Annotated in this window: 26 protein-coding genes; 15 read left to right on the forward strand and 11 right to left on the reverse strand. The window is 66.5% G+C overall.

Annotation, left to right across the window (positions count from 1 at the left end):
• Positions 1 to 61: 61 nt before the first annotated feature.
• Entirely contained in the window at positions 62 to 979 is a 918-nt protein-coding gene (locus A7X65_RS18975; RefSeq protein WP_063687330.1) for a LysR substrate-binding domain-containing protein, read from the reverse strand.
• A gap of 269 nt (positions 980 to 1,248) precedes the next feature.
• On the opposite strand from A7X65_RS18975, the gene A7X65_RS18980 reads away from it, so the two are divergent.
• Together A7X65_RS18980 and A7X65_RS18985 are read left to right on the forward strand one after the other, a co-directional pair.
• Positions 1,249 to 2,028: a sulfite exporter TauE/SafE family protein gene (locus A7X65_RS18980; RefSeq protein WP_063687331.1), complete on the forward strand. Its 780-nt coding sequence runs from the start codon at positions 1,249 to 1,251 to the stop codon at positions 2,026 to 2,028.
• Complete coding sequence (locus tag A7X65_RS18985) at positions 2,025 to 2,255, forward strand: hypothetical protein (protein ID WP_063687332.1); 231 nt, start codon at positions 2,025 to 2,027, stop codon at positions 2,253 to 2,255. Before A7X65_RS18980 ends, A7X65_RS18985 begins: the two co-directional genes overlap by 4 nt.
• 24 nt (positions 2,256 to 2,279) lie before the next feature.
• Here A7X65_RS18985 and A7X65_RS18990 read toward each other — a convergent pair whose 3' ends face one another.
• Both A7X65_RS18990 and A7X65_RS18995 read right to left on the reverse strand, forming a co-directional pair.
• Positions 2,280 to 2,855, reverse strand: coding sequence for an SCO family protein (locus tag A7X65_RS18990; RefSeq protein ID WP_245323609.1), 576 nt, complete (start codon positions 2,853 to 2,855; stop codon positions 2,280 to 2,282).
• 29 nt (positions 2,856 to 2,884) lie between these two features.
• Positions 2,885 to 4,003: an MBL fold metallo-hydrolase gene (locus A7X65_RS18995; protein ID WP_063687335.1), complete on the reverse strand. Its 1,119-nt coding sequence runs from the start codon at positions 4,001 to 4,003 to the stop codon at positions 2,885 to 2,887.
• A gap of 199 nt (positions 4,004 to 4,202) precedes the next feature.
• On the opposite strand from A7X65_RS18995, the gene A7X65_RS19000 reads away from it, so the two are divergent.
• The gene (locus A7X65_RS19000) at positions 4,203 to 4,901 is read left to right on the forward strand and encodes a glutathione S-transferase family protein (RefSeq protein ID WP_063687337.1); all 699 of its coding nucleotides are present in this window, start codon (positions 4,203 to 4,205) and stop codon (positions 4,899 to 4,901) included.
• Between the two features lie 191 nt (positions 4,902 to 5,092).
• On the opposite strand, the gene A7X65_RS43145 is transcribed toward A7X65_RS19000, so the two are convergent.
• Entirely contained in the window at positions 5,093 to 5,305 is a 213-nt protein-coding gene (locus A7X65_RS43145) for a cysteine-rich CWC family protein (RefSeq protein ID WP_063687339.1), read from the reverse strand.
• Between the two features lie 114 nt (positions 5,306 to 5,419).
• Between A7X65_RS43145 and A7X65_RS19010 the strand changes: the two genes are divergently transcribed.
• From A7X65_RS19010 to hmuQ, 3 genes are all read left to right on the forward strand, one after another.
• Entirely contained in the window at positions 5,420 to 7,000 is a 1,581-nt protein-coding gene (locus A7X65_RS19010; protein ID WP_063687341.1) for a DUF1800 domain-containing protein, read from the forward strand.
• 2 nt (positions 7,001 to 7,002) lie between these two features.
• On the forward strand, positions 7,003 to 8,220 hold the full coding sequence (locus tag A7X65_RS19015) for a DUF1501 domain-containing protein (RefSeq protein ID WP_063687827.1): 1,218 nt from the start codon (positions 7,003 to 7,005) through the stop codon (positions 8,218 to 8,220).
• 76 nt (positions 8,221 to 8,296) lie between these two features.
• The gene (gene hmuQ, locus A7X65_RS19020; RefSeq protein WP_063687343.1) at positions 8,297 to 8,620 is read left to right on the forward strand and encodes a heme-degrading protein HmuQ; all 324 of its coding nucleotides are present in this window, start codon (positions 8,297 to 8,299) and stop codon (positions 8,618 to 8,620) included.
• A 32-nt stretch (positions 8,621 to 8,652) separates the two neighbouring features.
• Here hmuQ and A7X65_RS19025 read toward each other — a convergent pair whose 3' ends face one another.
• From A7X65_RS19025 to A7X65_RS19045, 6 genes are all read right to left on the reverse strand, one after another.
• Positions 8,653 to 9,594 carry an aldo/keto reductase gene (locus A7X65_RS19025; RefSeq protein ID WP_063687345.1) on the reverse strand — a complete coding sequence of 314 codons (942 nt, stop codon included), beginning with the start codon at positions 9,592 to 9,594 and terminating at the stop codon, positions 8,653 to 8,655.
• A gap of 461 nt (positions 9,595 to 10,055) precedes the next feature.
• Positions 10,056 to 10,511 carry a GNAT family N-acetyltransferase gene (locus tag A7X65_RS19030; RefSeq protein WP_063687347.1) on the reverse strand — a complete coding sequence of 152 codons (456 nt, stop codon included), beginning with the start codon at positions 10,509 to 10,511 and terminating at the stop codon, positions 10,056 to 10,058.
• Between the two features lie 72 nt (positions 10,512 to 10,583).
• Positions 10,584 to 11,390 (reverse strand): PAS-domain containing protein, encoded by an 807-nt coding sequence (locus A7X65_RS19035; protein WP_063687349.1) that lies wholly within the window; start codon positions 11,388 to 11,390, stop codon positions 10,584 to 10,586.
• 125 nt (positions 11,391 to 11,515) lie between these two features.
• Positions 11,516 to 11,674: a hypothetical protein gene (locus A7X65_RS41835; protein WP_063687351.1), complete on the reverse strand. Its 159-nt coding sequence runs from the start codon at positions 11,672 to 11,674 to the stop codon at positions 11,516 to 11,518.
• A 73-nt stretch (positions 11,675 to 11,747) separates the two neighbouring features.
• Positions 11,748 to 11,924, reverse strand: a complete 177-nt coding sequence (locus A7X65_RS42685) for a hypothetical protein (RefSeq protein WP_167358260.1) — start codon at positions 11,922 to 11,924, stop codon at positions 11,748 to 11,750.
• A gap of 154 nt (positions 11,925 to 12,078) precedes the next feature.
• A complete protein-coding gene (locus A7X65_RS19045) occupies positions 12,079 to 12,729 on the reverse strand; it encodes a glutathione S-transferase family protein (protein WP_063687352.1) in 651 nt (216 codons plus the stop codon).
• A gap of 595 nt (positions 12,730 to 13,324) precedes the next feature.
• On the opposite strand from A7X65_RS19045, the gene A7X65_RS19055 reads away from it, so the two are divergent.
• The 9 genes from A7X65_RS19055 to A7X65_RS19095 all read left to right on the forward strand — a co-directional run bounded on the left by A7X65_RS19055 (position 13,325) and on the right by A7X65_RS19095 (position 23,127).
• Entirely contained in the window at positions 13,325 to 14,527 is a 1,203-nt protein-coding gene (locus A7X65_RS19055; RefSeq protein ID WP_063687356.1) for a pyridoxal phosphate-dependent aminotransferase, read from the forward strand.
• A gap of 175 nt (positions 14,528 to 14,702) precedes the next feature.
• Positions 14,703 to 15,185 carry a DUF992 domain-containing protein gene (locus A7X65_RS19060; protein WP_063687358.1) on the forward strand — a complete coding sequence of 161 codons (483 nt, stop codon included), beginning with the start codon at positions 14,703 to 14,705 and terminating at the stop codon, positions 15,183 to 15,185.
• A gap of 191 nt (positions 15,186 to 15,376) precedes the next feature.
• Positions 15,377 to 17,425, forward strand: a complete 2,049-nt coding sequence (locus A7X65_RS19065) for an elongation factor G (protein WP_063687360.1) — start codon at positions 15,377 to 15,379, stop codon at positions 17,423 to 17,425.
• Between the two features lie 580 nt (positions 17,426 to 18,005).
• The gene (locus A7X65_RS19070) at positions 18,006 to 18,278 is read left to right on the forward strand and encodes a helix-turn-helix domain-containing protein (RefSeq protein ID WP_063687362.1); all 273 of its coding nucleotides are present in this window, start codon (positions 18,006 to 18,008) and stop codon (positions 18,276 to 18,278) included.
• A gap of 97 nt (positions 18,279 to 18,375) precedes the next feature.
• A complete protein-coding gene (locus A7X65_RS19075) occupies positions 18,376 to 20,130 on the forward strand; it encodes a SulP family inorganic anion transporter (protein WP_063687368.1) in 1,755 nt (584 codons plus the stop codon).
• Between the two features lie 65 nt (positions 20,131 to 20,195).
• Entirely contained in the window at positions 20,196 to 20,840 is a 645-nt protein-coding gene (locus A7X65_RS19080) for a YoaK family protein (RefSeq protein ID WP_063687370.1), read from the forward strand.
• Between the two features lie 58 nt (positions 20,841 to 20,898).
• Positions 20,899 to 21,732: a shikimate dehydrogenase gene (locus A7X65_RS19085; protein ID WP_063687371.1), complete on the forward strand. Its 834-nt coding sequence runs from the start codon at positions 20,899 to 20,901 to the stop codon at positions 21,730 to 21,732.
• Between the two features lie 65 nt (positions 21,733 to 21,797).
• Positions 21,798 to 22,424: a hypothetical protein gene (locus tag A7X65_RS19090; RefSeq protein WP_063687372.1), complete on the forward strand. Its 627-nt coding sequence runs from the start codon at positions 21,798 to 21,800 to the stop codon at positions 22,422 to 22,424.
• A 76-nt stretch (positions 22,425 to 22,500) separates the two neighbouring features.
• Positions 22,501 to 23,127 (forward strand): single stranded DNA-binding domain-containing protein, encoded by a 627-nt coding sequence (locus A7X65_RS19095; protein ID WP_063687376.1) that lies wholly within the window; start codon positions 22,501 to 22,503, stop codon positions 23,125 to 23,127.
• 330 nt (positions 23,128 to 23,457) lie between these two features.
• Here the strand turns inward: A7X65_RS19095 and A7X65_RS19100 are convergent, their stop codons facing one another.
• Positions 23,458 to 24,594, reverse strand: coding sequence for an alpha-hydroxy acid oxidase (locus A7X65_RS19100; protein ID WP_063687377.1), 1,137 nt, complete (start codon positions 24,592 to 24,594; stop codon positions 23,458 to 23,460).
• Positions 24,595 to 24,654 lie beyond the last annotated feature (60 nt).

A 24,654-nucleotide genomic window follows, 5' to 3' on the forward strand; every position in this document is an offset into this window, starting at 1 on the left:
CGATTGCGGATTTGATGATGTGAAGCCGTTCACAAGCGTCGGGCTTTTTTGCCCTTGCGCGTCAGTTCCGCGCGGAACTGCGGCCGGCCCGCCGCACGGGGCGGGTCGCGGGTTCCGAGGCCGCGCGCATGATCCAGCGGCGGAACGCGGCGAAGTCGCGCTGCTCGGTCTGGAAGCTGCGATAGAGCAGGTACCAGCGCATGCCCTTGGGCACCGAGAGGTCGAACGGCGCAACCAGCCGGCCGGCAGCGAGATCGTCGTCGATATAGGGGCGGATCCCCATGCCGATGCCGAGCCCGTCGGCGGCGGCCTGCAGCGCCTGGCCGTAGAACTGGAATTCCGGCCCGCGCGCGTTGATGCGGGCAAGGCCGGCGGCCTTCAGCCAGATCGGCCAGTCCTCGGGTGAGTGCGCGACACGGATCAGGCTGGGTCCCCTGAGGTCGGCCGGCCGCTTCAGGCCGCTGGCGAGGCGGGGCACGCAGACCGGTGTGAGATCGCCGGCGAACAGCGGCTCGGCGACGAGGCCCGGCCAGTCGCCGGTGCCGAGCTTGATGCCGCAATTCCAGTCTTCGCCGAACGGCACCAGCGCCCCGCCGGTGGTGAAGCGCACCTCGATGTCGGGCTCCTCGTTGCGAAACTCCGACAGCCGAGGGATCAGCCAGCGCATCGCAAAGGTGTGGCCGACGCCGATGGTGAGCACGCGCACGCTGGAGGGCGCCGTCACCTGGGCGGTGAGGCTCGCCAGCGCGTCGAAGATCGGCGTCAGCCCGCTCTGATAGGCGCGGCCCGCCTGCGTCAGCACCAGCTTGTTGGCCTTGCGCTCGAACAGCCCGACACCGAGCCGCTCTTCCAGCAGATGCACCATGCGGCTCACCGCGGCCGCCGACACGTTCAGCTCGAGCCCGGCCGCAGCAAAGCTGCCGGTCCGCGCCGCCGCCTCGAATGCCTTGATGCCGTTGAGAAACAGCAGCCGCCGCAATGCCCGACCCTCAGGAAAGCTGATGCCAGGGCAAGATAACTCAGTTTGCGAAGGGGGAGCAAGCGGGGCACCTTCCCCTACGCCTCTCCCCGCTTGCGGGGAGAGGCCGACACGCGAAGCGTGGCGGGTGAGGGGGACTCTCCGCGAGTCTTACTCTCACCGTCCCCGCGGAGGCTCCCCCTCACCCCACCCTCTCCCCGCAAGCGGGGCGAGGGGGTCGAACAGTTTGCGTCCCTTACGTCGCCTCGCCACCACAGGAGAATCCCCTCGTGACGCCCATCATGATCGCTGCCCTTGGATTGCTGATGGTCGCCACCGCGTTCCTGTCGGGGCTGTTCGGCATGGCGGGCGGACTGATCCTGATCGGCGTGCTGCTGGCCCTGATGCCGCTGCCGACCGCGATGGTGCTGCATGCGATCACGCAGATGGCCTCGAACGGCTGGCGCGCGCTGCTGTGGCGGTCGCACATCCGCTGGCGGCCGGTCGCGAACTACATGGTCGGCGCGGCCATCGCGCTCGCGGCCTGGTCGATCACCCGCTACGTGCCGGACAAGCCGACGGCGCTGCTGCTGCTCGGCGTCACACCGTTCATGGCACGGCTGCTGCCGTCGAACGTCAAGCCGGACCCTGACAGGCTCTGGCAGGGCACGGTCTACGGCACGATCTGCATGGGCCTGATGTTGATGACCGGCGTCTCCGGCCCGCTGCTCGACACCTTCTTCCTCGGCGGCGATTTCGGCCGGCGCGAGAAGGTGGCGACGAAAGCGATGTGCCAGCTCGTCAGCCATTTCACCAAGCTGATCTATTTCGGCGGCGTCATCGACCAGGCCGCAAGCCTCGATCCCGTGCTCGCCGGCGTCGCCATTGCAGCCTCGATGCTGGGCACCACGCTGGCACGGCGCATCCTGGAAGCCATGACCGACCAGCAATTCATCGCCTGGTCCAACAAGCTGATCACCACGATCGCCTGCTACTACATCGCCTATGGCGGATGGCTTATGGTTCGCACGCCGGTGCTGGCCGCCTTCGACAAGGGAGGTTTGCAATGAGCGAGACTGCCGATCCGCTGGTGCTGGACTTCGTCGAATGGGTCGCGCGCGAGCCGCGCGCCTACGCCGAGGTCATCGCGACCTGGAAGACCTCGTGCCCGCGCCTCACCATCTGGGAAGACGCCGCCGACCGCGGCTACGTCGCGCGCGAGACGCTGCCGGGCGTGGGGCTGGTCATCGCGGTGACGGAAGGCGGCGAGAAACTATTGCGCACCAACGGGCGGTGAAGCGCATCGCTTCCGGCCGGAGGGCTATCGTGAGGGCGCCGCAAGCCGTGGCCGGATGATCTCGGCCATGCGCTCGGCCGACGTGCCCGGCGGAAAGAAGCCGAGATATTTCCCGTCGCGGTCCATGAGATAGATGAAGGACGTGTGGTCGACCGTGTAGTCGCCGGCCTCCTTGCCGATCGGGATCTTGGCAAAATAGACCTTGTAGGCCTCCGCCGCCGCCCCGATCGCGTCGCGGCTCCCGGTCAGCCCGAGCAGCCGCGGATGAAACATCGGCACATATTCGGCAAGATGCCCGGCGGTGTCGCGTTCGGGGTCGAGCGTGATGAAGACCGGCTGCACGGCGTCGGCGTCCGGCCCGAGCTGCTCGAGCGCCTGTCCGATCGCCATCAAATCGGTCGGGCAGACGTCGGGGCAATAGGTGAAGCCGAAATAGACCAGCATCAGCTGTCCGCGGAAGTCGCGGTCGCTGCGCGCCTTGCCGGTCTGGTCGACCAGCTCGAACGGTCCGCCGACCGGCTCCCGATTCCACATCAGGATGTCCATGGTCTCGGCGGCCGAGCGCGCCTGCGCAGTGCCCGCGCAGGCGAGCGCCAGCATYGCGTACAGCCAGGCGCGGGCGCGTCGCATCACAGGCCGAAGGTGAGGCGGCTTCCCGTCGTCGTCACCACCACCTTGCCCTCCATCTGGGCATTGGCTTCCTGCGCGAAGTTGAGGCCGCTGCAATGCATGGGCACCACGACATCGGGGTTGAGCGCCTTGATCTCGCTCACCACCTGCGTGAGGTAGTCCTTGGGCGCCGGGCCGAGATGGAAGCCGCCGACGACGGCGTGCACCTTCTGGATGCCCGACACCTCCTGCGCCTGCTTCACCGAATTGACGATGCCGACATGGCCGCAGGACGAGATCACGACGAGGCCGAGATCGCGCACGTTGAAGCAGGTGGCGTGCTCGTGGATGTGCTCGTCCGGCACGATCTTGCCCTCCATCTCCGCGGGCAGATAGTGGCCGGCATTGCAGCCCAGCCCGTCCTTGATGCCGAACTCGACCAGTGTGTTCGGCAGCACGCGCTCGCTGCTGCGGCGGGTGATCTTGCCGGTGGTGAAGGCATGGTCCGCGATCACCGTCGGTGTTTCGCACAGCACGGTCGTCACCTTCTGCGCCGCGAGCTGCCGCCGGTCGAGCGTGCCGAAATCGGCGAACTGCCCCTGCGTCGGCGTCGGGCTGACGCGGTGGCAGAAATTGTCTTCGCCGCCCGCATAGAGCTTGAGGTCGGCGGGCAGCTTGTCCCGGAACTTGTCGAGGAAGCCGTTGAGGCCGCCGAAATGATCGTAATGGCCATGACTGACGATGAGTGCGTTGAGCTTGGCCGGATCGACGCCGATCAGCGCCATGTTGTTGAGCAGCACTTCGGGCGTGTAGCCGTAGTCCAGCATCAGCGTGCGCTGGTTGCCGCCGCCTTCGGATTCCAACCAGAGCGACAGGCCCCATTCATTGTGCAGCGATTTGCGGTAGTCGCCGCCGACGCGCGTGGCCGGCGCGATCGAGACGCCGTTGATCTGCTTGGGACGGAAGAACAGGTCGAAGCTCGAATCCACGAGCACGCGGATCGAGAGCTTGTCGACGGTCGGAACGGTGATCGGCGCCGCGCTCGCGATCTCGACGCAGGTGAAGGCGTTGGCGGCCGCGGCGCCGGCGAGCGCTGCCGAGCCGAGAAGGAAATCGCGCCGTGGAATGGTCTGGGTCATTGCAATGCCTCCCGATTTTTGAAATGCCCGAGCTTAGGTCCAATCCGGGGGCCGCCGCAACAAGTGACGGCAGGTCCGGTGCGAGCGCGAGCTGGCAACCGATTGCCGGTCACACCGGGGCACCGGCGACGGGACGGCTTTCTTGCGCTCGGCGCCATGACGGTTACTCTGTCCGGTAATCGCAGCAACGGAACCAATCATGTCACTGAAACTCTTCGAACTCGTCGGCACCGATCCTTCGCGTCCCTTCAGCCCGTATTGCTGGCGCACGCGGATGGCGCTGGCGCATAAGGGCCTGTCGGCGGAGACGCTGCCCTGGCGCTTCACCGAGAAGAGCGCGATCGCGCCGCACGGCTCCGAGAAGGTGCCGGTGCTGCTGCATCACCACAAGCCGGTCGTCGATTCCTGGGCCATCGCGAACTATCTCGAGGACCATTTTCCGGATCGCCCCTTGCTGTTCGGCGGCGAAGGCGGCCGCGCCATGGCGCGCATGATCAACGCCTTCGGCGACATCGCCATCGTCGGTGGCATCTTTCCGCTGATCGTCGCCGACATCCCGAACAATCTCGCCGAGGTCGATGCCGCCTACTTCCGGCAGTCGCGCGAGGCGCGCTTCGGCGGCAAGAGGCTGGAGGAGGTGATGGCGAGCCGCGACACCGGCGTCGTCGCCTTCCGCAAGTCGCTGGAGGTGATGCGCCAGACGCTGAAGAAGCAGCCCTTCATCGGCGGAGCTGCACCGAACTATGCCGACTATATCGTGTTCGGCGGCTTCCAATGGGCGCGCGTCGTCAGCCCGTTCAAGCTGCTGGAGAACGACGATCCCGTCTACGCCTGGCGCGAAAAGCTGCTGGATGCATTCGACGGCATGGCGCGGACGTCGCCGGGGTTTGCGGTGTAGGGCAAGCTGTCGTCCCCAACGTCGTCCCGGCGCAGGCCGGGACCCATACCGCGTGATCTATCGAGCGCGGCGGTAGGAATACCGAACGACCAGTCTTCGCCAAACATCTCCCTGGGGATATGGGTCCCGGCCCCCGTGCGCAATTGCGCACTAGGCCGGGACGACCCCGTGGGGGCGGCGCCGTCTCGCGTTCACCCCGCAGAAGCGCGCGCCTCCGCCGCCGCCTTCCGCAAACATTCCCGGCACAGGCAATCCTCGCCCTCGACCGGCATCGGCAGCTTTGCGGTCTCCTCCGCGCACCAGCAAGTGCCCGAGAGGTCGCAGCCGAACTCCGTGCCGCAGCGGGCGCAGGCGAGGCGGCGCGGGAGGGTCGGGGCTGACGGCATTTCTTTCGGATTTGTCATGATTTACGCAAAGGCTTCGCCGTCATTTTCATGTCGGGTTCATCTGTCGCTGCACTATACTATGCGCTGCGCACGTCTCGGAAAAGCGGTTGGCAAGGCGCGAAGGACAAATCGATGGCCCGCGATTCGCAAGCCGCCCTCGTTGCGCTCAACCGTTTCGGCTTCGGCGCCCGTGGCGGCGCATCGGGCGATCTCATCAACGCGGCCTCCGACCCCAGAGGCTTTGTGAAGGCGGAACTGGCCCGTCCGAACGGCGTGCTGCTGGAGGCGCCAGGCCTGCAATCGACGCCGCAGCTCGGCCAGGCCGTGTTCGCCTATCAGGACCAGGTCAAGCAGGCGCGCGAGGCTGCCAAGGAAACGGCCAAGGAAACTGCCAAAGCCACCGCGCCCGCGGAGATGCCGCCGCAGCCGCCTGCCGATCAGAAGCCCGCCCTGCGCCGCAATCTCTCGCTGAACACGGCCGCCACCGAGATCGGCGGCCAGATGACGGACGCGAAGCCTGCCGATAGCGCGGCGAAGCCCGAGATGATGCAGCCGAACGCTTCGCCGCCGCCGGCCGCGAAACCCGCGCCGCAGCCGCTCAACGTGATTCAAAAGACCTTTCGCGCCGAAGCACTGGCGCGGCTGCAGCGCGCGACGCTGGTCGAGTGCGGCTTCACCGAGCGTCTCGTCGTGTTCTGGTCCAATCATTTCTGCATCTCCGCGAGCAAGGGCGAGCTGGCGCGGATCTGGGCCGGCGCGTTCGAGCGCGAGGCGATCAGGCCGCACGTGCTCGGGCGCTTCGCCGACATGCTGAAAGCGGTCGAGCAGCATCCGGCCATGCTGTTCTTCCTCGACAACCAGCAATCGCTCGGGCCGGACTCGCGCGCGGGCCAGAACCGCAAGCGCGGGCTCAACGAAAACCTGGCGCGCGAGATCATGGAGCTGCATACGCTCGGCGTCGGCGGCGGCTACACGCAGGAGGACGTCACCTCGCTTGCGCGCATCATCACCGGCTGGACCTTTGCCGGACGGCAAGGACAGCTCGGGACGCCCGGCTCCTTCGTGTTCAATACGAATGCACACCAGCCCGGATCGCAAATGCTGCTCGGCAAGACCTACGAGCCGGCCGGCGTCGCGCAGGGCGAAGCCGCGCTGGCCGACATCGCGCGCCATCCCTCGACCGCGAATTTCATCGCGACCAAGCTCGTCCGTCAATTCGTTGCCGACGATCCGCCGCCGGCGCTCGTCGCGCGATTGCGCGATGTCTTCGTCAGGACCGACGGCGACCTCAAGGCGATGGCAACTGCACTCGTCGATTCCGACGAGGCCTGGAAGGCGCCGCTGACGAAGATGCGCAGCCCTTACGACTTCCTGGTCGCGAGCGGCCGGCTGCTGGCGCGCGTGCCGGAGGACCCCGGCCGATATCTCAACAGTCTGAACCTGCTCGGTCAGCCGCTGTGGTCTCCGGCGGGTCCCAACGGTTTTCCAGATACCAGCGCGGCATGGGCTGCGCCTGAAGGCATCAAGCTGCGGCTCGACATTGCGGCGCAAGTGGCCTCGCGGCTCGGCGACAATATCGATCCGCTCGACCTCCTGGAATTCGCAGCAGCCGACGCCGCATCCATCGAGACGCGCCGTACCATCGAGCGCGCGGAATCGCGGCAGCAGGCGCTGGCGCTGCTGTTGATGTCGCCGGAAATGCAGAGGAGATGATGATGATCGACTGCGTCGAGAACCGCCTCCTCACCTCGCGCCGCGGCCTTCTGCTCGGCGGGGCCTCCTTCGCGGCCTGGGCTTATTTGCCGAAATTCGCGCGCGCGGCCAATGGGCGCGATCCCAGGCTGATCGTCGTGATCCTGCGTGGCGCGCTCGACGGGCTCTCGACCGTCGCGCCGCTCGGTGACCCTGACTATGCCGGCCTGCACGGCTCGATCGCGCTCGCGGCCGACGGCGCGCATCCCGCGATCATGCTCGACAGCTTCTTCGCGCTGCATCCGGCGATGCCGGAGTTCGCACGCATGTATCGCGGCGGACATGCCGCGGTGATCCATGCGGTGGCGACGCCCTATCGCGACCGCTCGCATTTCGACGGCCAGGACGTGCTCGAAAGCGGCTATGCCGGCCCGGGCCGCGTGCAATCCGGCTGGCTCAACCGCGCACTGGAAGCGCTGCCGCGCGGCGAGCGCGTGTGGAGCGGTCTTGCGGTGGGCCCGACCACGCCGCTGGTGCTGCGCGGCAATGCGCCGACCGTCGGCTGGGCGCCGGTCGCGCTGCCGCAGGCCGACGACGACACCGCGATGCGGCTCGTCGATCTCTACCGTCATCGCGATCCCGCGCTGGCCTCCGCGCTGTCGCAGGGCCTCCAGCTCGAGAAGGCTGCAAGCGGCGATGACATGAAGCCGAAGCCCGGCAATCAGGTCGTGCAGATGCGCCAGGTGGCGCGCGGCGCCGCAAAACTGATGGCGGCCGACGACGGTCCGCGCATCGCCGCGCTCGCCTTCGACGGCTGGGACACGCATGCCAATGAGGGCGGGCCCGTCGGCCGTCTCGCCTTCCTGCTCGGCGGGCTCGACGGCGCACTCGCCGAATTCGAGTCTGGCCTGGGGGATCGCTGGCGCGACACCGCCGTCGTCGTCGCCACCGAGTTCGGCCGCACCGCGCGCATCAACGGCACCGACGGCACCGATCACGGCACCGGCACCATCGCGCTGCTCGCCGGCGGCGCGGTCAAGGGCGGCCGCGTCATCTCCGATTGGCCGGGCCTCAAGCTCGCGAACCTCTACGAGGGCCGCGACCTCAAGCCCACCACCGACCTGCGCTCCGTGATCAAGGGCGTGCTGCAGGACCAGTTCGGCCTGTCCGACCGCGTGCTGGCGGAAACCGTGTTCCCGGACAGCGCAAGCGCAAGGCCGATGAAGGGGCTGATTGCCTAGCCGTCATTCCGGCCCGCGCCTTGCGGCGCGTCGGGGAATGACGACATGATGTGGCGAGCATCAGGAGAGACCATCCATGTACATCGCCATGAACCGCTTCCGTGTCGCCAAGGGCTCCGAGACCGCCTTCGAGCAGGTCTGGCTCACCCGCGACACGCATCTGGACAAGGTGCCGGGCTTTGTCGAATTCCATCTGCTGCGCGGGCCGGAAGCCGAGGATCATACGCTGTACGCCTCGCACACGATCTGGGCGAACCATGCCGCATTCGAGGCGTGGACCAAGTCGGAAGCGTTCCGCGCCGCGCATCACCGGGCCGGCGACAACAAGCCGCTTTATCTCGGCCATCCCCAGTTCGAGGGGTTTGAGGTGATGCAGACGGTCGGACGCGGCGCCAAGTAGCGTCGCGCCGCTGAGATCGGCAGTCGCGATGATCAGCCCAGCGTGATCTTGTCGATCTCCGCCATGTCCTCCGCGCTGAGCTTCCACGCGATCGCCTTGACGTTCTGCTCGATCTGCTCGGGGCGGGTGGCACCTGCAATGACGCTGGAGACCTGCGGGCGCGCGGCCAGCCAGGAGAAGGCGAGCTCGAGCATCGAGTGCCCGCGCGCCTTGGCTAAGGCCTGCAGCTTCTCGACGATCGCCTCGTTGCGCGGGGTGACATAGCGGTCGCGCAGCCGTGGCGTCTGGCCGAAGCGGGTGTCACCGGGCGCCGCTTCGCCCTTCTTGTACTTGCCGGTCAGAAGTCCGCTCGCGAGCGGGAAGAACGGCAGCAGGCCGAGCTTGTATTCGGTGGCGGCCGGCAGCAAATCCTTCTCGATGTCGCGCACGACGAGCGAGTATTCGTCCTGGCACGACACGAAGCGGCTGACATTCATCGCGCGCGCGACATACTCCGCTTCCGCGATCCGCCATGCCGGAAAGTTCGAGTTGCCGATGTAGCGCACCTTGCCCTGCCGGACGAGATCGTCCAGTGCGCGCAGGCTCTCCTCGATCGGCGTCAACGGGTCGTAATCGTGCTGCTGGTAGAGATCGATGTAATCGGTCTTCAGCCGCTTCAGGCTCGCCTCCACGGCCGCCATGATGTAGCGGCGCGAGGCGCCCTGCTTGGTGCCGTCCTCCGCCATCGGCTTGCAATATTTCGTCGCCAGCACGATGTCCTTGCGGCGATCGCCCAGCACCGCGCCGAGCACGGTCTCCGAGCCGCCCATGTTCGAATAGATGTCGGCGGTGTCGAACAGCGTGATGCCGAGGTCGAGCGCGCGATGGATCACCTTGCGCGAGGCTTCGAGGTCGATGCGCTGGCCGAAATTGTTGCAGCCGAGCCCGACCGCGGACACGCGAAGGCCGGAGGCGCCGAGATTACGAATTTCCATGGGGGATCCTGTGGGAGATGAACGGCCGGCATTCTGACCGCCGTGCGCCGCAGCAGCAAGCTGCCCGCCGCGCTGCTGCCATGCTGGCGGCGCGGACAAAAAAATGCGGCCCCTGTCAGACGCGGCGACTGACGGGGACCGCTTGGGGCGCTTGATCGGTGACGGGGGGCCTGATCAGACGCAGCTGCAACTTAATCCCGGTGTGTTACGCGCCGGTGACAGACCGAGTTATCCACAGGCGCCCGCGAGGTCCCTGGAACGATCAAATGCGGAGGCCCGTCATGCCCGGGCTTGTCCCGGGCATCCACGTTCTTTTGTCGTGCGGAGCTGAGGCGTGGATGGCCGGGACATAGGCGAGCGCAAGCGACGCCGTCCTTCAGACGGCTATGCCCGGCCATGACGACGTCGAAGCTCAATGCCCCGAACGTCAGCGCCAGGTCGGATGTCCCGTCGCGGGTTGATCAGAAGATCTTGCGATAGACGATGAAACCGGAGCGCTCGGCGACTTTGTCATACAGGCTTTGCGCGGTGGTATTGGTCTCGTGGGTCTGCCAGTAGACCCGCGGCGATCCCGCCAGCTTGGCGCGCTCGTAGACGCCGTAGATCAGCGCCGAGGCGATGCCCTTGCCGCGCGCAGCCTCCAGCGTGAACAGGTCCTGCAGGTAGCATGACGGCTCGATCGCGGTGGTGCTGCGATGGAACAGATAGTGCGTCATGCCGAGCAGCTTGCCGTCGCTCTCGGCGACCAGCCCGTGCACCGGTTCATAGGCATCGAAGAAGCGCTGCCACGTCACCTTCGTAATCTCAGGCGAGAGCGCAGTCGGACCGGAGCGGCCGTAGAAGGCATTGTAGCCGTCCCACAGCGGCAGCCATTGATCGTAGTCCTGCCTCGTGACGGAGCGAATGGTGAGCGACATCTGAAAATCCCGCGATCGATGAAGTGTCCTTCATACGGGATGATGGGAGCACCGATCAATCGCGCAATCGCCTCACTCCGCGACGCGAAGATACCGGATCAGCTTGCGGTTCGCGGGATCGCGCAGCGAGCGGTAGTAGTCGGCGCGCGCCGGCGCGTCGGTGTGGCGCACGAGGTCGGTGACCGGCGTGTAGCTCAGCATGCGTCCGCCGTCGGGTAGCGCAGCACAGACGAAGCGCAGCACCTCGCCATTGCGCAACTTGATGGTGATCGGCGTGGCATCGCCGACCCGCACCATCTCCATGCGCTGCGCGATGAAGGTGCCGAGCTCGTCCTCCGGCAGCTCGAACGCGCCGGTGTCGCGGCCGTGATACATCAGCGCGATGAAGGGCGGCTTGCTGTCGGCCATTTCATCCGGCAGCGCGAAATAGTCGCGGAAGGCGCGGTTGATGAATTCGGCGCGCGTCTCGGTATCGAGCAGCACGATTCCGATGTCGACCTGGTCGAGCGCGGCCGACAGCCGCGCGGCGAGCGCGTGGCTCTGGCGCTCCGCGGCGAAGGTCGCGAGCAGCCGCTCGCGCATCAACCCGGTGATGCCTGCGGTGCCGAACGCCGTCACGGCGAGCAGCCCGACCAGGTCCGCGCCGGCGTAGAAGGACGTGGCGCGATGATTGAGGAAGAACAGCGCCGCGCCGACGACCGCGAGGGCTGCGCTGGTCATGGCGGCGGCAAAGCCCGCGAGCGCGCCGGCCAGCGCGACGATGCAGACGAACAAGGGCGCAGGCGAGGGAACGTGGACGGCGCGATCAAGCAGAAGCGCCAGCAGCGTGACCGCTACCGTCAGCATTGGACCGGACATCGCGCGCCATCCGAACCGCATGGCCTCTCGTTCCTCCCTGAACGAGTAAGGGCGCAAGACTGACTCATTGTTGCGATGACGCAGTGCGAAATCGCGCGGAGCCCTTAAGGGCGGCTTGAGACGCAGTGCAAAGCTTTCGGATGATTTTAGGTCAAATGCACGTGCCTGATGCGCTGTTGCTGCGCGGGCGCATTCAGCGTCGAGCTGCCCGGGCTCTTGCGCATGCCGGTGAAGATCAGCAGCGAGGCCGCGACCAGGATGGCCGCAGTCAGGGTGATTGCAACGATGACCACAGGTGATTTCATCGACGTCCTGTCGCGCTGCCGGCCGGCGCGGGGCGTGCGGCGCCCTGAAGGCTCGTCGAGGATGAAACGGGAATCAGACCGGCAGGCCCATCGCCATGGTCGCCTTGGTCGACAGCACCGTCAGGGTGACGATCAGGCACAGCGAGAGCGCGGCGACGGCGAGCGAAGCCGCGACCGCGTTGGTCAGCCGGGAAGACGAAACGGTATCGGTTTGGCTCTGAAAGCCTGCCGTGCCGGACGCCCGAGTCATGGTCTAAATCCTTCAACGCGCGAGCGAATCACCCGCGACACCGAACAATTTCACCATCTCAACCGGCAATATTGCGGCGGCTGCCGCGCCGAACGTGGCAGGATTGCGGCAAAGGTTAACGCTATGCCCGCTATTTCTTAACGCTGCACCGGTTTCAGGCCCCTGCCGCGATGCTGGCGGGGTCGTCGATGTCGGCCGGCCGCCAGTCCATCGACACGAATCCGGGCGCGGCCTCGACCCGCTTCAGCCAGTCCCGGATCGCCGGGAAGGCCTCGAGGTCGAAGTCGCAGCGGTCGGCGAGGTGGGTGTAGCCGTACAGCGCGATGTCGGCGACCGTGAGCTGGCGGGCCGCGAAATAGGAATTGGTCTTGAGGTGGTTCTCCATCACCTGGAGCGCGCCGTAGCCGCGCTCCATCCAGTCCTCCAGCGCGTGGGTCTGCAGGTCGCGGCCGCCCTTGACCAGCGACAGCCAGAAATAGGCGGCGCCGATATTCGGCTCCAGCGCGTGCTGCTCGAAGAACATCCATTGCAGCGCCTCGGCGCGGTCGATGCGGTTCTCTGGCGCGAGCGGCGTGCCGACGGCGACGTACCACAGGATGGCGTTGGACTCGGCGAGGAAGCGGTCCCCGCCGACCTCGAGCAGCGGCACCTGGCCCGACGGGTTCTTGGACAGGAAGTCCGGCGTGCGGCTCTCGCCGCGCAGAATGTCCACCTCCACTGCTTCGTAAGGGACGTTCAACAGCGCCAGCGCAAGGCGGACCTTGTAGCTGTTGCCGGAGCGTTGCATCGAATAGAGCTTGTACATTCCGGAGTTCTGAACCGAGGACGGGAAAGATGCGGCGCTTGTTGCCCCGCAGCGCGGCTAAACAATGATGCCGATGCGAATCCGCCGCAAGGGCCAGCCCATAGAAAAACTCGAAAACCCTACCGCGCTGCAGCGCCGCGGAAGATCATTTCCACGCGACGTCACAACTCAGTTCACGCTTGCGTCAATGCGTGGCGGTGGTGTGCCGCGTTGGTGTAAGAAGCGCCTTCCCTCCGTCAGAACGCAAATGTCTCCGCGTCGTCATGGCCGGGCTTGACCCGGCCATCCACGTCTTGACCGCGGCACGAAGAGCGTGGATGCCCGGGACGAGCCCGGGCATGACGACCCCTCATTTTGAGACCGTTAAGCGCGTAAAATTGCTCCGAGGACAAGCCTTGCCGGATATGAGGGGTTTGCGCGGCAAAGTTGCGGGAAATTGCTGGAAAACAGGCCTTGAACCGCTCCAAATCGTAAACTTTTTCGGGATCGGGCCGAAGTTTCTTGCGATGCAGCGGCGCACGTTTTAGGGTAGCTCCATTCCCACAATCAGAGTCGTGACGACCCATGGGTTCACGACGCTTGTCAGGAGATGACGATGTCCTTCCTTGCCGCTGCGCTCGACCGTGTGAAGCCGTCCGCGACCATCGCGGTCACGGATAAAGCACGCGCGCTGAAAGCGGCGGGCCGCAACGTCATCGGCCTCGGTGCCGGCGAGCCCGACTTCGACACGCCCGCCAACATCAAGCTGGCGGCGATCCACGCCATCGAGGCCGGCAAGACCAAGTACACCGCGGTGGACGGCATTCCCGAGCTGAAGGAAGCCATCATCGCCAAGTTCCAGCGCGAGAACGGCGTGGTCTACAAGCCGAACCAGATCATCGTCGGCACCGGCGGCAAGCAGGTGCTCTACAACGCGCTGATGGCGACCATGAATCCGGGCGACGAGGTGATCATCCCCGCGCCGTACTGGGTCAGCTATCCTGAAATGGTGGCGCTCGCCGGCGGCGAGCCGGTGCCGGTGGTCTGCACCGCCGCGACCGGTTTCAAGCTGCAGCCCGAGGCGCTCGAGCGCGCGATCACGCCGAAGACCAAATGGGTCATCCTGTGCTCGCCGTCGAACCCGACCGGTGCGGCCTACACCAGGGCCGAGCTGAAGGCGCTCACCGACGTGCTGGTCAAGCATCCGCATGTCTGGGTGATGACCGACGACATGTACGAGCACCTCGTCTATGACGACTTCCAGTTCACCACGGTCGCGCAGGTCGAGCCGAAACTCTACGACCGCACGCTCACCGTGAACGGCGTGTCGAAGGCCTATTGCATGACCGGCTGGCGTATCGGCTATGCCGGCGGCCCGGCCCAGCTCATCAAGGCGATGTCGACCATCCAGTCGCAGTCGACTTCGAACCCGTCGTCGATCGCGCAGTGGGCGGCGGTGGAAGCGCTGAACGGTCCGCAGGACTTCATCCCCGCCAACAACAAGGTGTTCAAGGAGCGCCGCGACCTCGTGGTCTCCATGCTCAACCAGGCCAAGGGCATCGAGTGCCCGCGTCCCGAGGGTGCGTTCTACGTCTATCCGTCCTGCGCCGGCACGATCGGCAAGACCGCGCCGTCCGGCAAGGTGATCGGCAATGACGAGGACTTCGTCACCGAGCTGCTGGAGACCGAAGGCGTCGCCGTGGTGCAGGGCTCGGCCTTCGGCCTCGGCCCGGCGTTCCGCATCTCCTACGCGACCAAGACGTCGGACCTCGAAGACGCCTGCAAGCGCATCCAGCGCTTCTGCGGCAATCTTCGCTGAGCCTGCCGCGACAGTGCAAATTGGAAAGGCCCGCCTCCGGCGGGCCTTTTTGTTGATCGCACGCTCATCGGGGCGCGCGATCTGGCACCGCCAGGGGTCTTGTGGCATAGACCATCGCGCAACACGGGCAGGGAGCTCTCTCTGCTCGCATCACATCCATCGCCGGAGATCTTTCATGCGCCGCTCACTCCTCCTCGCCGGACTCACTGTCGCGAGCCTCGTTGCTTCCGTCGCAGGCGGCAGCGCACAGCAGCAGCGCATGGTGCGGGTCGGCGTGCTCGAATGCCGCGGCGGCGCCAGCGTCGGCTTCATCGTGGGCTCGGTGACCAATCTCGGCTGCGTGCTGCGCGCCGACGGCCTGCCCGATGACCGCTACGTCGCGACGATCCGTAAAGTGGGCCTCGACATCGGCATCACCCAGGAGACCACGCTGGCCTGGGGCGTGTTCGCGCCGGTCGACCGGCTCGGCCCCGGCGATCTCTCCGGCAATTACGCGGGCGCGCAGGGCAGCGCCGCGCTCGGCGTCGGTGTCGGCGGCAACGTGCTGGTCGGCGGCTCCAACAATTCGATCGCGCTCCAGCCGCTCAGCGTGCAGGGCCAGGTCGGCCTCAGCGTCGCCGCCGGCCTCGAAAGCCTGGAACTGCGTCCGGGCCGTTAAGACAATGCCGCTTCACCTCTCCCCATCGGGGAGAGGTGGAACAGCGCGGCTGATCTCCAAGACTTTACAACGGATTCAACCGACGACGCACCGCAGCGACGTTTGACGCTTGCCAAATCTCGGGGACGGGCAGAGCATCTGCGTTTGCCGACCCAATCATGGGCCGAGCTCCACACCAAGGAGGCGGCGAAATGGGACAAGACGTCAGAAGTCCCCGAGGTCCACGGTGCATCGCGCTGGTGGGCCCTTTCCAAAGCGGTAAAACCACTCTTCTCGAAGCAATACTGGCGCGAACGGGCGCAATCCCGCGCGCCGGCAGCGTCGACGCCGGAACATCCGTCGGCGACGCCACTCCGGAGGCCCGTCATCACAAGATGACAGTCGGCCTCACTGCCGCCACCACGAGCTTCATGGGAGACAGCTACACCTTCCTCGATTGTCCAGGTTCCGTCGAGTTTGCCCACGACATGCGCGCCGCGCTGCCTGCGGTCGACGCCGCCATCGTGGTCTGCGAGGCCGACGAGAAGAAGCTTCCGCAGCTTCAGATCATCCTGCGCGAGCTGGAGGAGCTGAAGATCCCGCGTTTCCTGTTCCTCAACAAGATCGACCGCGCCAACAAGCGCATCCGCGAGACCCTCGCGATGCTCCAGCCCGCCTCGCGCGTGCCGCTGGTGCTGCGCCAGATCCCGATCTGGAAGGGCGAGCTGATCGAAGGGTTCGTCGATCTCGCGCTGGAGCGCGCCTTCGTCTATCGCGAGCACAAGGCCTCCGAGGTGGTCGCGCTCGAAGGCGGCGACCTCGACCGCGAGAAGGAGGCCCGCTTCTCGATGCTGGAGAAGCTCGCCGACCACGACGACGCGCTGATGGAGCAATTGCTCGAGGACATCCAGCCGCCGCGCGATGCCGTGTTCGACGATCTCGCCCGCGAACTGCGCGAAGGGCAGATCTGCCCGGTGCTGCTCGGCGCGGCCGCGCGCGAAAACGGCGTGCTGCGCCTGATGAAGGCGCTGCGCCACGAAGCGCCAGGCGTTGCGGAGACCGCAAAACGTCTCGGCGCGCCCGAGAGCAAGGATGCGCTCGGCTACGTCTTCAAGACGCTGCATTCGCAGCACGGCGGCAAGCTGTCGCTGACGCGGCTGCTCGCCGGCCATCTCGACGACGGTGCCACGCTGCAATCCTCCTCCGGCGGCTCGGGACGCATCTCCGGCATCCTCGCCGTCAACGGCGCCTACGACACCAAGCGCGCGTCGGCGGAAGCCGGCGACACGGTGGCGCTCGCCAAGCTCGATCCGGTCAAGACCGGCGACACGGTCTCGAGTGGCAAGACCCAGCCCGCGGCGCTGGTCGCGGAGGAGACCACCTCGGCCGTGCTCGCGATCTCCGTTGCGGCCACCGACCGCAAGGACGACGTCAAGCTCGGCCAGTCGTTGATGCGGCTGCATGAGGAGGATCCCTCGCTCATGATCGTGCAGAACCCCAAGACCCACGACACCGTGCTGTGGGGCCAGGGCGAGATGCACCTGCGCGTCGCCAGCGAGCGCTTGCGCGATCGCTTCGGCGTCAAGGTCACCTCGCATCCGCCCGCGATCGGCTATCAGGAGACCATCCGCAAGTCGATCACCCAGCGCGGCCGTCACAAGAAGCAGTCCGGCGGCCACGGCCAGTTCGGCGATGTCGTGCTCGACATCAAGCCGCTGCCGCGCGGCGACGGCTTCAAGTTCACTGAGAAGGTGGTCGGCGGCGCGGTGCCGCGCAACTACATCCCGGCGGTGGAGGAAGGTGTCGTCGACGGGCTGACGCGCGGTCCGCTCGGCTTCCCCGTCACCGACGTGCAGGTGACGCTGACCGACGGCTCCTATCACAGCGTCGACAGCTCCGACCTCGCCTTCCGCACGGCGGCGCGGGTCGGGCTCAACGAAGGCCTGCCGCAATGCCAGCCGGTGCTGCTGGAGCCGATCCACGTGGTCGAGATCGTCTGTCCGACCGACGCCACCGCCAAGATCAACGCGATCCTGTCGGCGCGGCGCGGCCAGATCCTCGGCTTCGACACCCGCGACGGCTGGAGCGGCTGGGACTGCGTCCGCGCCATGATGCCGGAAGCCGAGATCGGCGAGCTCATCGTCGAGCTGCGTTCGGCCACGGCGGGCGCAGGCAGCTTCACCCGGCAGTTCGACCACATGGCCGAAGTCACCGGCCGCGCCGCCGACCAGATCATCGCCGCGCACCAGCACGCGGCGTGATCCGTTAGGGCGGCATCGCTCTCTCACGCCCTCTCCCCGTTCTTCACGGGGAGAGGGCGGGGTGAGGGGCTTCCTCCACGCGCGCGCGTCTAAATTGGGCCTCGCTTTCTCCACCCGTCATTGCGAGCGCAGCGAAGCAATCCAGAATCTTTCCGCGGAAGGATTCTGGATTGCTTCGTCGCTGCGCTCCTCGCAATGACGGAGGTGTCGTGTCGCCGCGCCGCGACCGCGGTGTCCCGGACGCGCTGCAATGCGCAGCATTGCTGCGCGGAGCCGGGACCAAGAAGGCTACGAAACTCGCTGCGGCATGGGCCCCGGCTCTGCGGCGCATCACTTCGCGCTGCGCCTCGTCCGGGGCACGAGAGCGGAGTTTGGCGCAACTGCAGCTTCCCCGTCATTGCGAGCGCAGCGAAGCAATCCAGGGTCTCTCCTCGGAGGGGTTCTGGATTGCTTCGTCGCTTCGCTCCTCGCAATGACGGCGGAGACAGCCAAGGCCCTTGCGCTCGCCTCTAAATGATGTATTTTACATCATTGTATATGCTCCAGATATCACTTATAACTCCTGATACGTGAGGTCAGATTGATCACGTCATTCCAGATGCGGGCAGCCCGCGCGCTGCTCGGCATTGACCAGAAAACGCTGGCCGAGCTTGCCGGCGTGTCGCTGCCGACCATCCAGCGGATGGAGGCATCGACCGGCAATGTGCGTGGCGTGGTCGAGACCTTAATGAAGGTGGTCGAGGCGTTCGACCGCGCCGGCGTCGAGTTGATCGGCGAGCAGGCGCGCAGCGACAGCGGCGGGCGCGGCGTGCGCCTGAAGGAGTCCGGGCCGCCGCGCAGGGTAGGGGCATGATCGTCGTGATGATCGTGCCTGCAGGGAAGAGCTAACGCACCGTCGCGTCCGAGATCGCGGCCGCACGATGCAGTGGAGCATTGTGAGGCAGCGAGGCATGAGCATCACCAGCGATCACGCGAGCGGGCTGCATCGGCTGCGCCGGCCAACCTTTGCCGAACTGTATTTGCCAAAGCTCGTCACCGTCTGGCGCGAAGGCTACGGCGTCGCGGACTTTCGCGCCGACGTGTTCGCGGGCCTCACGGTTGCGATCGTCGCGCTGCCGCTGTCGATGGCGATCGCGATCGCCTCGGGCGTGACGCCGGATCGCGGGCTCTACACCGCCGTCGTCGGCGGCTTCATCGTGTCGCTGCTCGGCGGCAGCCGCTTCCAGATCGGCGGCCCCGCCGGCGCCTTCATCGTGCTGGTCGCGGTGACCGCGGAGCGGCACGGCGTCGACGGCGTCATCCTCGCCACGATGATGGCGGGCCTGTTCCTGATCGCCGCGGGCCTCTTGCGCGTCGGCACCTACATCAAGTTCATTCCCTATCCGGTCACGGTCGGCTTCACCGCCGGCATCGCGGTGATCATCTTCGCCAGCCAGCTCCGCGATCTCTCGGGCATCACGCTCGCGGGCAAGGAGCCCAGCGAGTTCGTGCCGAAGCTCGCCGCGCTCGCGGCAGGCCTGCCCACCATCAATCCGTCGGCCGTTGCCGTCGCGATCGGCAGCATCGCCATCATCGCGGCCTTGCGGGTCTGGCGTCCGTCCTGGCCCGGCATCCTGATCGCGGTCGTGTTCGCGGCCGTCGTCTGTGCGGTGTTCTCGCTGCCGGTCGAGACCATCGGCAGCCGCTTCGGCGGCATCCCGCGCGAATTGCCCTCGCCGGCGCTGCCGGCGTTCTCGATTGCGAAGGCGAAAGCGGTGCTGCCCGACGCGATTTCCTTTGCACTGCTGGCCGCCATTGAATCGCTGCTGTCGGCGGTGGTGGCCGACGGCATGACCGGACGCCGCCACCGCTCCAATTGCGAGCTGGTGGCGCAGGGCGTCGCCAATGTCGGCTCGGCGCTGTTCGGCGGCATCTGCGTCACCGGCCTGATCGCGCGGACCGCCACCAATATCCGCGCCGGCGCGCGCGGGCCGCTCGCGGGCATGCTGCATGCGGTGTTCCTGCTGCTGTTCATGCTGATTGCGGCGCCGCTCGCCAGCTACATCCCGCTCGCCGCGCTTGCCGCCGTGCTGGTGGTGGTCGCCTGGACCATGGCGGAGAAGCAGGAGTTCGCGACGCTCCTGCGCTCCTCCTGGGGCGACGCGGTAGTGCTGCTCGCAACCTTCCTGCTCACGATCTTCCGCGATCTCACCGAAGGCATCCTGGTCGGCTTCGCGCTCGGCGCGGTGCTGTTCATCCACCGCATGGCGGAGATGACCGGCATCGAGGAGCGCACGCCGCTGGTCGCCGCCGACCGCCCCGACGACGGCAACGGCGAGCGCGTGCCTTACGATCCCGGCCTTGCGATCGATCGGGACGTGCTGGTCTATCGCATCACCGGCGCGTTCTTCTTCGGCGCGGCCTCGGCGATCGGCGGCGTGCTCGACGGCATCGCCGAAAAGCGCAAGGGTCTTGTGGTCGATTTCGCCGCGGTGCCGTTCCTGGATTCGACCGCGGCCAACGTGCTCGGCCGTGTCGCCGTCAAGGCGCATCGCCAGGGCATCCGCCTGTTCATCACGGGGGCATCGCCCGCGGTCCGTCGCGCGCTGCTCACCCATGGCGTGACGCCGCCGCGCGCCCGCTATCGCGAGACCATCGCGCGCGCCGTCGCCGACATCAAGGCCGGCGCGGCGAAGCCCGCGGCCGATGACGCCGCCACGGCCTGACGCCACGCACTTCTCAAGCGGTGCGATTTGACCGACACTTCCGCCTCAAGGGGTGGTGGATCGGCATGCTCAATTCACGTCGCGACGTTGCGCTGGCCTGCGCGCTCAGCATGCTGGCGGGCTATGTCGACGGCATCGGGTTCCTGCATCTCGGCGGCCTGTTCGTCTCCTTCATGAGCGGCAATTCCACGCGCCTCGGCGTCAGCCTCGCCGACGCCGCGTGGTGGCAGGCTGCCGGCGCGTTCGGCCTGATCGCGCTGTTCGTGGCCGGTGCGGCCGTCGGCAGCCTCGTCGTGCTCGGCGGCGGCGCCGAGCGGCAGCCCTGGCTGCTGCTGATCGAAGCGGTGCTGCTCGCGGGGGCCGGGCTCTGCCATGCCTCTGGCCTGCCAAACCTTGCGATCGCAGCCATCGTGTTCGCGATGGGACTGGAGAATGCCGTGTTCCAGATCGATGGCGGTGCCGGTCTCGGCCTGACCTATGTCACGGGCGCGCTGGTCAAGGTCGGCCAGCTTCTTGCGGTGAGCCTGACCGGCGGACCGCGCTGGGGCTGGGCGCCGAACCTGCTGCTGTGGGCGGCGCTCGTCGCGGGCTCGGCGGCCGGCGCGCTCGGCTATGCCTGGATCAATCTTGCCGCGATCTGGTTCGCCGCGGGCGCGGCGCTGGTCCTGGCCGCGATCGTGGCCGCGGCGATGCGGCGCAAGCGCGCTTGACAGGGCGGGCGGGACGCGAAATGGATCGCCTCCAATACGACCCAAGGAGACGACGACAGTGACCAAGGCTCCCGCAGCCTGTCTGATCGGATGGCCGGCCGCGCATTCGCGCTCGCCGCTGATTCATCATTACTGGCTGCGCACGCTCGGCATCGAAGGCGGCTACGTGATCGAGGCGGTGCCGCCCGATGATTTGCGCGACTTCGTGCTGCGGCTGTCGCTGCGCGGTTTCGTCGGCGCCAACGTCACCATCCCGCACAAGGAAGCCGTGCTGTCGCTGTCGGCACCGGATGCGCGTGCGAAAGCCGTCGGCGCGGCCAACACGCTGTGGTTCGAGAACGGCGAGCTGCGCTCGACCAATACCGACGTCGAAGGCTTCGTCGGCAACCTCGACGCCAGTGCGCCCGGCTGGGACAAGGCGGACGAAGCACTGGTGCTCGGTGCCGGCGGGTCCTCCCGTGCTGTCGTGTTCGGTCTGCTCGATCGCGGGGTCAAGCGTATCCATCTCGCCAATCGCACCATCGCGCGGGCAGAGACCCTTGCAAGTCAGTTCGGTCCGAACGTGCATCCTGTTACGTGGGACGCGATTGGCGACGTGCTGCCGCGCGCGAAACTTCTCGTGAATACGACCTCGCTCGGCATGCACGGCCAGCCGCCGCTCGACGTCGAACTCGCGCGCCTGCCGCAAGAGGCAGTCGTTGCCGATCTCGTCTATGTCCCGCTGGTGACGCCGCTGCTGGCGGCCGCAAAAGCACGCGGCCTGAACACCGCGGACGGGCTCGGCATGCTGCTGCACCAGGCGGTGCGCGGCTTCGAGCTCTGGTTTGGCCGCAGGCCCCAGGTGACGGCCGAATTGCGCGCGCTGGTCGAGGCCGATCTCACAAAGACTTGAGCGGAGCGCGGCGAATAGCGCACCACCTCCGGAGTTCTATCCCCGTGGGACAATCGGAGACCGTCATGACTATTCAACGCGTAACTTTCACACGCCCGCTCATTGCCGTCGCCATGGTGGCCGCTTCCACCTTCGCGGCCTACGCGCAGAGGGCGCCGGTGCCGACGCGCGTCCGCGGCACGATCGAGAGTGTCAATGGCGACACCATGCAGGTCAAGTCGCGCACCGGCGAGGACGTCAAGCTGCGCATCGCGCCTGACGTCAACGTGGCGGGAATTACAAAGATTTCACTCGCCGACATCAAGGTCGGCTCCTTCGTCGGCGCCACCACCGTGCCGGGACCGGATGGCGCCAACAACGCCGTCGAGGTGCATGTGTTTCCGGAAAGCATGCGCGGCACCGGCGAGGGTTCGCGGCCCTACGACCTCAAGCCGAATTCGAGCATGACCAACGCCACGGTGTCCGAGAGCGTGGTCGGCAATGACGGCCACACGCTGCTGGTCAAGTACAAGGACGGCGAGAAGAAGGTGTTCGTCCCCGACAACACGCCGGTGGTGACCTTCGTGCCCGGCGACAGGGGCGAGCTGAAGCCCGGCGCCCAGGTCGTCGCCTTCATGAAGCAGCTGCCGGACGGCTCGTTCGAGACCAACCGCGTCAGCGTCGGCCTCAATGGCCTGACCCCGCCGATGTGATCGGCCGGGCAGGGAATAGCGGCGGTTGCACGGGGTTTGCCGTGTGATCGCCACACCTGCCTGGAGGGACTAGGCCATGTCGACACGGACCAACTGGATGCCACGCGCCGTCGTGGCCGCATTCGCGACCCTTATCGCCGTATCATCCGCATCCGCGCAGCAGGCGCCGACAGTGCGCATCCGCGGCACCATCGAGAGCGTCGACGGCAACTCGATCGGCATCAAGACCCGCGAGGGCAGCGACGTGAAGGTGAAGATGACCGACAACGTCGCCGTCTTCGCCGTCGTCAAGACGCAGCTGTCGGAGATCAAGGAAGGTTCCTATATCGGCGTCACCGCCATGCCCGAGCCCGACGGCACCCAGAAGGCGATCGCCGTGCATATCTTCCCGGAGAACCAGCGCGGCGCCGCCGAAGGCTTCCGCCCCTGGGACGCCCGCGCTAACTCGACGATGACGAACGCGACCGTGGCGCAGACGGTGAAGGGCACCGACGGCCAGAACATCACGGTGAAGTACAAGGACGGCGAGAAGAAAGTCGTGGTGCCCCCGGACACCCCGATCGTCACCTTCGTCGCCACCGACAAGTCGGAAGTGAAGCCTGGCGCCAAGCTGATCATCTTCGGCGCGGCGAAGAAGGACGACGGCTCGCTGGAAGCGAACCGCGTGAATGTCGGCAGGGACGGCGTCACGCCGCCGATGTGAGGGGACGGCTGATATAGCGCACAGTTGGCGCCATAAACTCCGCTGTCGTCCCGGCGAAGGCCGGGACCCATACCGCGTGATTTATCGGTCGTCTCGGCTCTCGGTCCCGCGCAAAGACTGAACTATCAGTCTTCGCCAAACCACTCCCTGTGGTTATGGGTCCCGGCCTTCGCCGGGACGACGGGGAGATTGTGGCGACGGCATTCCGTCACGCCGAAATCTCGTAGGGTGGGCAAAGGCGCGCTAGCGCCGTGCCCACGTCCTGTTGCTTTCCGTGAACATTGGTGGGCACGCTTTCGCTTTGCCCACCCTACGGCACCGTGCTCGCGGCTACACCGCGATAATATGATCGTCGATCTCCTCGACCCGGTTGACGCCGCACAGGCCCATGGTCGTGAGCAATTCCTTCTGGATGATCTCGATCGCCTTGGCGACGCCGGCCTGGCCGCCGGCGCCGAGGCCATAGGCGTAGGCGCGGCCGATCATGCAGGACTTTGCGCCGAGCGCGAGCGCGCGCATCACGTCCTGGCCGGAGCGGATGCCGCCGTCGAACATGATCTCCATCTTGTCGCCGACGGCATCGACGATTTCGGGCAGCACCTCGATCGAGGACGGTGCACCGTCGAGCTGACGGCCGCCATGGTTGGAGACGACGATCGCCTGCGCCCCGGTTTTCGCCGCGAGCTCCGCGTCCTCGACGTCGAGGATGCCCTTCAGGATCAGCTTGCCCGGCCAGATCGAGCGGATCCACTCGATGTCGTTCCAGTTCAGCGAGGTGTCGAACTGCGAGTTGATCCAGGTCGACAGCGAGGTGATGTCGTCGCTGACCTTCAGGTGACCCGCGAGATTGCCGAAGGTGCGGCGCTTGCCCTGCAGCACGCCCGACACCCAGGCCGGCTTGGTGGCGAAATCGATCAGCTTCGACAGCGACCATTCCGGCGGCACGGTCATGCCGTTCTTGATGTCCTGGTGGCGTTGTCCGATCACCTGGAGATCGACGGTCAGCACCAGCGCCGAGCATTTCGCCGCCATCGCGCGCTCGATCAGCGCCTTGATGAAGCCGCGGTCCTTCATGACATAGAGCTGGAACCAGAACGGCTTCTCGACATTGGCGGCGATGTCCTCGATCGAGCAGATCGACATCGTCGACTGCGTGAACGGGATACCGGCGGCCTGCGCGGCGCGGCAGGCGTGGATCTCGCCGTCGCCATGCTGCATGCCGAGCAGGCCCACGGGTGCCAGCACCAGCGGCATGGCCGAGGGCTCGCCGAGGATCGTGGTCGAGGTGTCGCGCTTGGAGACGTCGACCAGGATGCGCTGGCGGAACTTGATCGCCTGCATGTCGTCGCGGTTGGCGCGCAGCGTCTCCTCGGCATAGGAGCCGCGGTCGCAATAGTCGAAGAACGCCTTCGGCACGCGGCGCTTATGCAATGCGCGAAGATCGTCGATACAGGTGATGTGCTTCATGAACGTTTCCCCGGCCCGTCTTGCATCAAGAGTCTTGCATCGGAAGGTTTAGGGGTCATC

Source organism: Bradyrhizobium stylosanthis (assembly GCF_001641335.1).
In the GTDB taxonomy this organism is placed as follows: Bacteria; Pseudomonadota; Alphaproteobacteria; order Rhizobiales; family Xanthobacteraceae; genus Bradyrhizobium; species Bradyrhizobium stylosanthis.

What these genes read in the sequence shown, in the direction of transcription:
- A7X65_RS18985 (WP_063687332.1), top strand. Translation starts at nt 2,025, where the DNA reads ATGAGCGAGACTGCCGATCCGCTGGTGCTGGACTTCGTCGAATGGGTC.
- A7X65_RS18990 (WP_245323609.1), bottom strand. Translation starts at nt 2,855, where the DNA reads ATGCTGGCGCTCGCCTGCGCGGGCACTGCGCAGGCGCGCTCGGCCGCC.
- A7X65_RS18995 (WP_063687335.1), bottom strand. Translation starts at nt 4,003, where the DNA reads ATGACCCAGACCATTCCACGGCGCGATTTCCTTCTCGGCTCGGCAGCG.
- A7X65_RS19000 (WP_063687337.1), top strand. Translation starts at nt 4,203, where the DNA reads ATGTCACTGAAACTCTTCGAACTCGTCGGCACCGATCCTTCGCGTCCC.
- A7X65_RS43145 (WP_063687339.1), bottom strand. Translation starts at nt 5,305, where the DNA reads ATGACAAATCCGAAAGAAATGCCGTCAGCCCCGACCCTCCCGCGCCGC.
- A7X65_RS19010 (WP_063687341.1), top strand. Translation starts at nt 5,420, where the DNA reads ATGGCCCGCGATTCGCAAGCCGCCCTCGTTGCGCTCAACCGTTTCGGC.
- A7X65_RS19015 (WP_063687827.1), top strand. Translation starts at nt 7,003, where the DNA reads ATGATCGACTGCGTCGAGAACCGCCTCCTCACCTCGCGCCGCGGCCTT.
- hmuQ (WP_063687343.1), top strand. Translation starts at nt 8,297, where the DNA reads ATGTACATCGCCATGAACCGCTTCCGTGTCGCCAAGGGCTCCGAGACC.
- A7X65_RS19025 (WP_063687345.1), bottom strand. Translation starts at nt 9,594, where the DNA reads ATGGAAATTCGTAATCTCGGCGCCTCCGGCCTTCGCGTGTCCGCGGTC.
- A7X65_RS19030 (WP_063687347.1), bottom strand. Translation starts at nt 10,511, where the DNA reads ATGTCGCTCACCATTCGCTCCGTCACGAGGCAGGACTACGATCAATGG.
- A7X65_RS19035 (WP_063687349.1), bottom strand. Translation starts at nt 11,390, where the DNA reads ATGCGGTTCGGATGGCGCGCGATGTCCGGTCCAATGCTGACGGTAGCG.
- A7X65_RS41835 (WP_063687351.1), bottom strand. Translation starts at nt 11,674, where the DNA reads ATGAAATCACCTGTGGTCATCGTTGCAATCACCCTGACTGCGGCCATC.
- A7X65_RS42685 (WP_167358260.1), bottom strand. Translation starts at nt 11,924, where the DNA reads ATGACTCGGGCGTCCGGCACGGCAGGCTTTCAGAGCCAAACCGATACC.
- A7X65_RS19045 (WP_063687352.1), bottom strand. Translation starts at nt 12,729, where the DNA reads ATGTACAAGCTCTATTCGATGCAACGCTCCGGCAACAGCTACAAGGTC.
- A7X65_RS19055 (WP_063687356.1), top strand. Translation starts at nt 13,325, where the DNA reads ATGTCCTTCCTTGCCGCTGCGCTCGACCGTGTGAAGCCGTCCGCGACC.
- A7X65_RS19060 (WP_063687358.1), top strand. Translation starts at nt 14,703, where the DNA reads ATGCGCCGCTCACTCCTCCTCGCCGGACTCACTGTCGCGAGCCTCGTT.
- A7X65_RS19065 (WP_063687360.1), top strand. Translation starts at nt 15,377, where the DNA reads ATGGGACAAGACGTCAGAAGTCCCCGAGGTCCACGGTGCATCGCGCTG.
- A7X65_RS19075 (WP_063687368.1), top strand. Translation starts at nt 18,376, where the DNA reads ATGAGCATCACCAGCGATCACGCGAGCGGGCTGCATCGGCTGCGCCGG.
- A7X65_RS19080 (WP_063687370.1), top strand. Translation starts at nt 20,196, where the DNA reads ATGCTCAATTCACGTCGCGACGTTGCGCTGGCCTGCGCGCTCAGCATG.
- A7X65_RS19090 (WP_063687372.1), top strand. Translation starts at nt 21,798, where the DNA reads ATGACTATTCAACGCGTAACTTTCACACGCCCGCTCATTGCCGTCGCC.
- A7X65_RS19095 (WP_063687376.1), top strand. Translation starts at nt 22,501, where the DNA reads ATGTCGACACGGACCAACTGGATGCCACGCGCCGTCGTGGCCGCATTC.
- A7X65_RS19100 (WP_063687377.1), bottom strand. Translation starts at nt 24,594, where the DNA reads ATGAAGCACATCACCTGTATCGACGATCTTCGCGCATTGCATAAGCGC.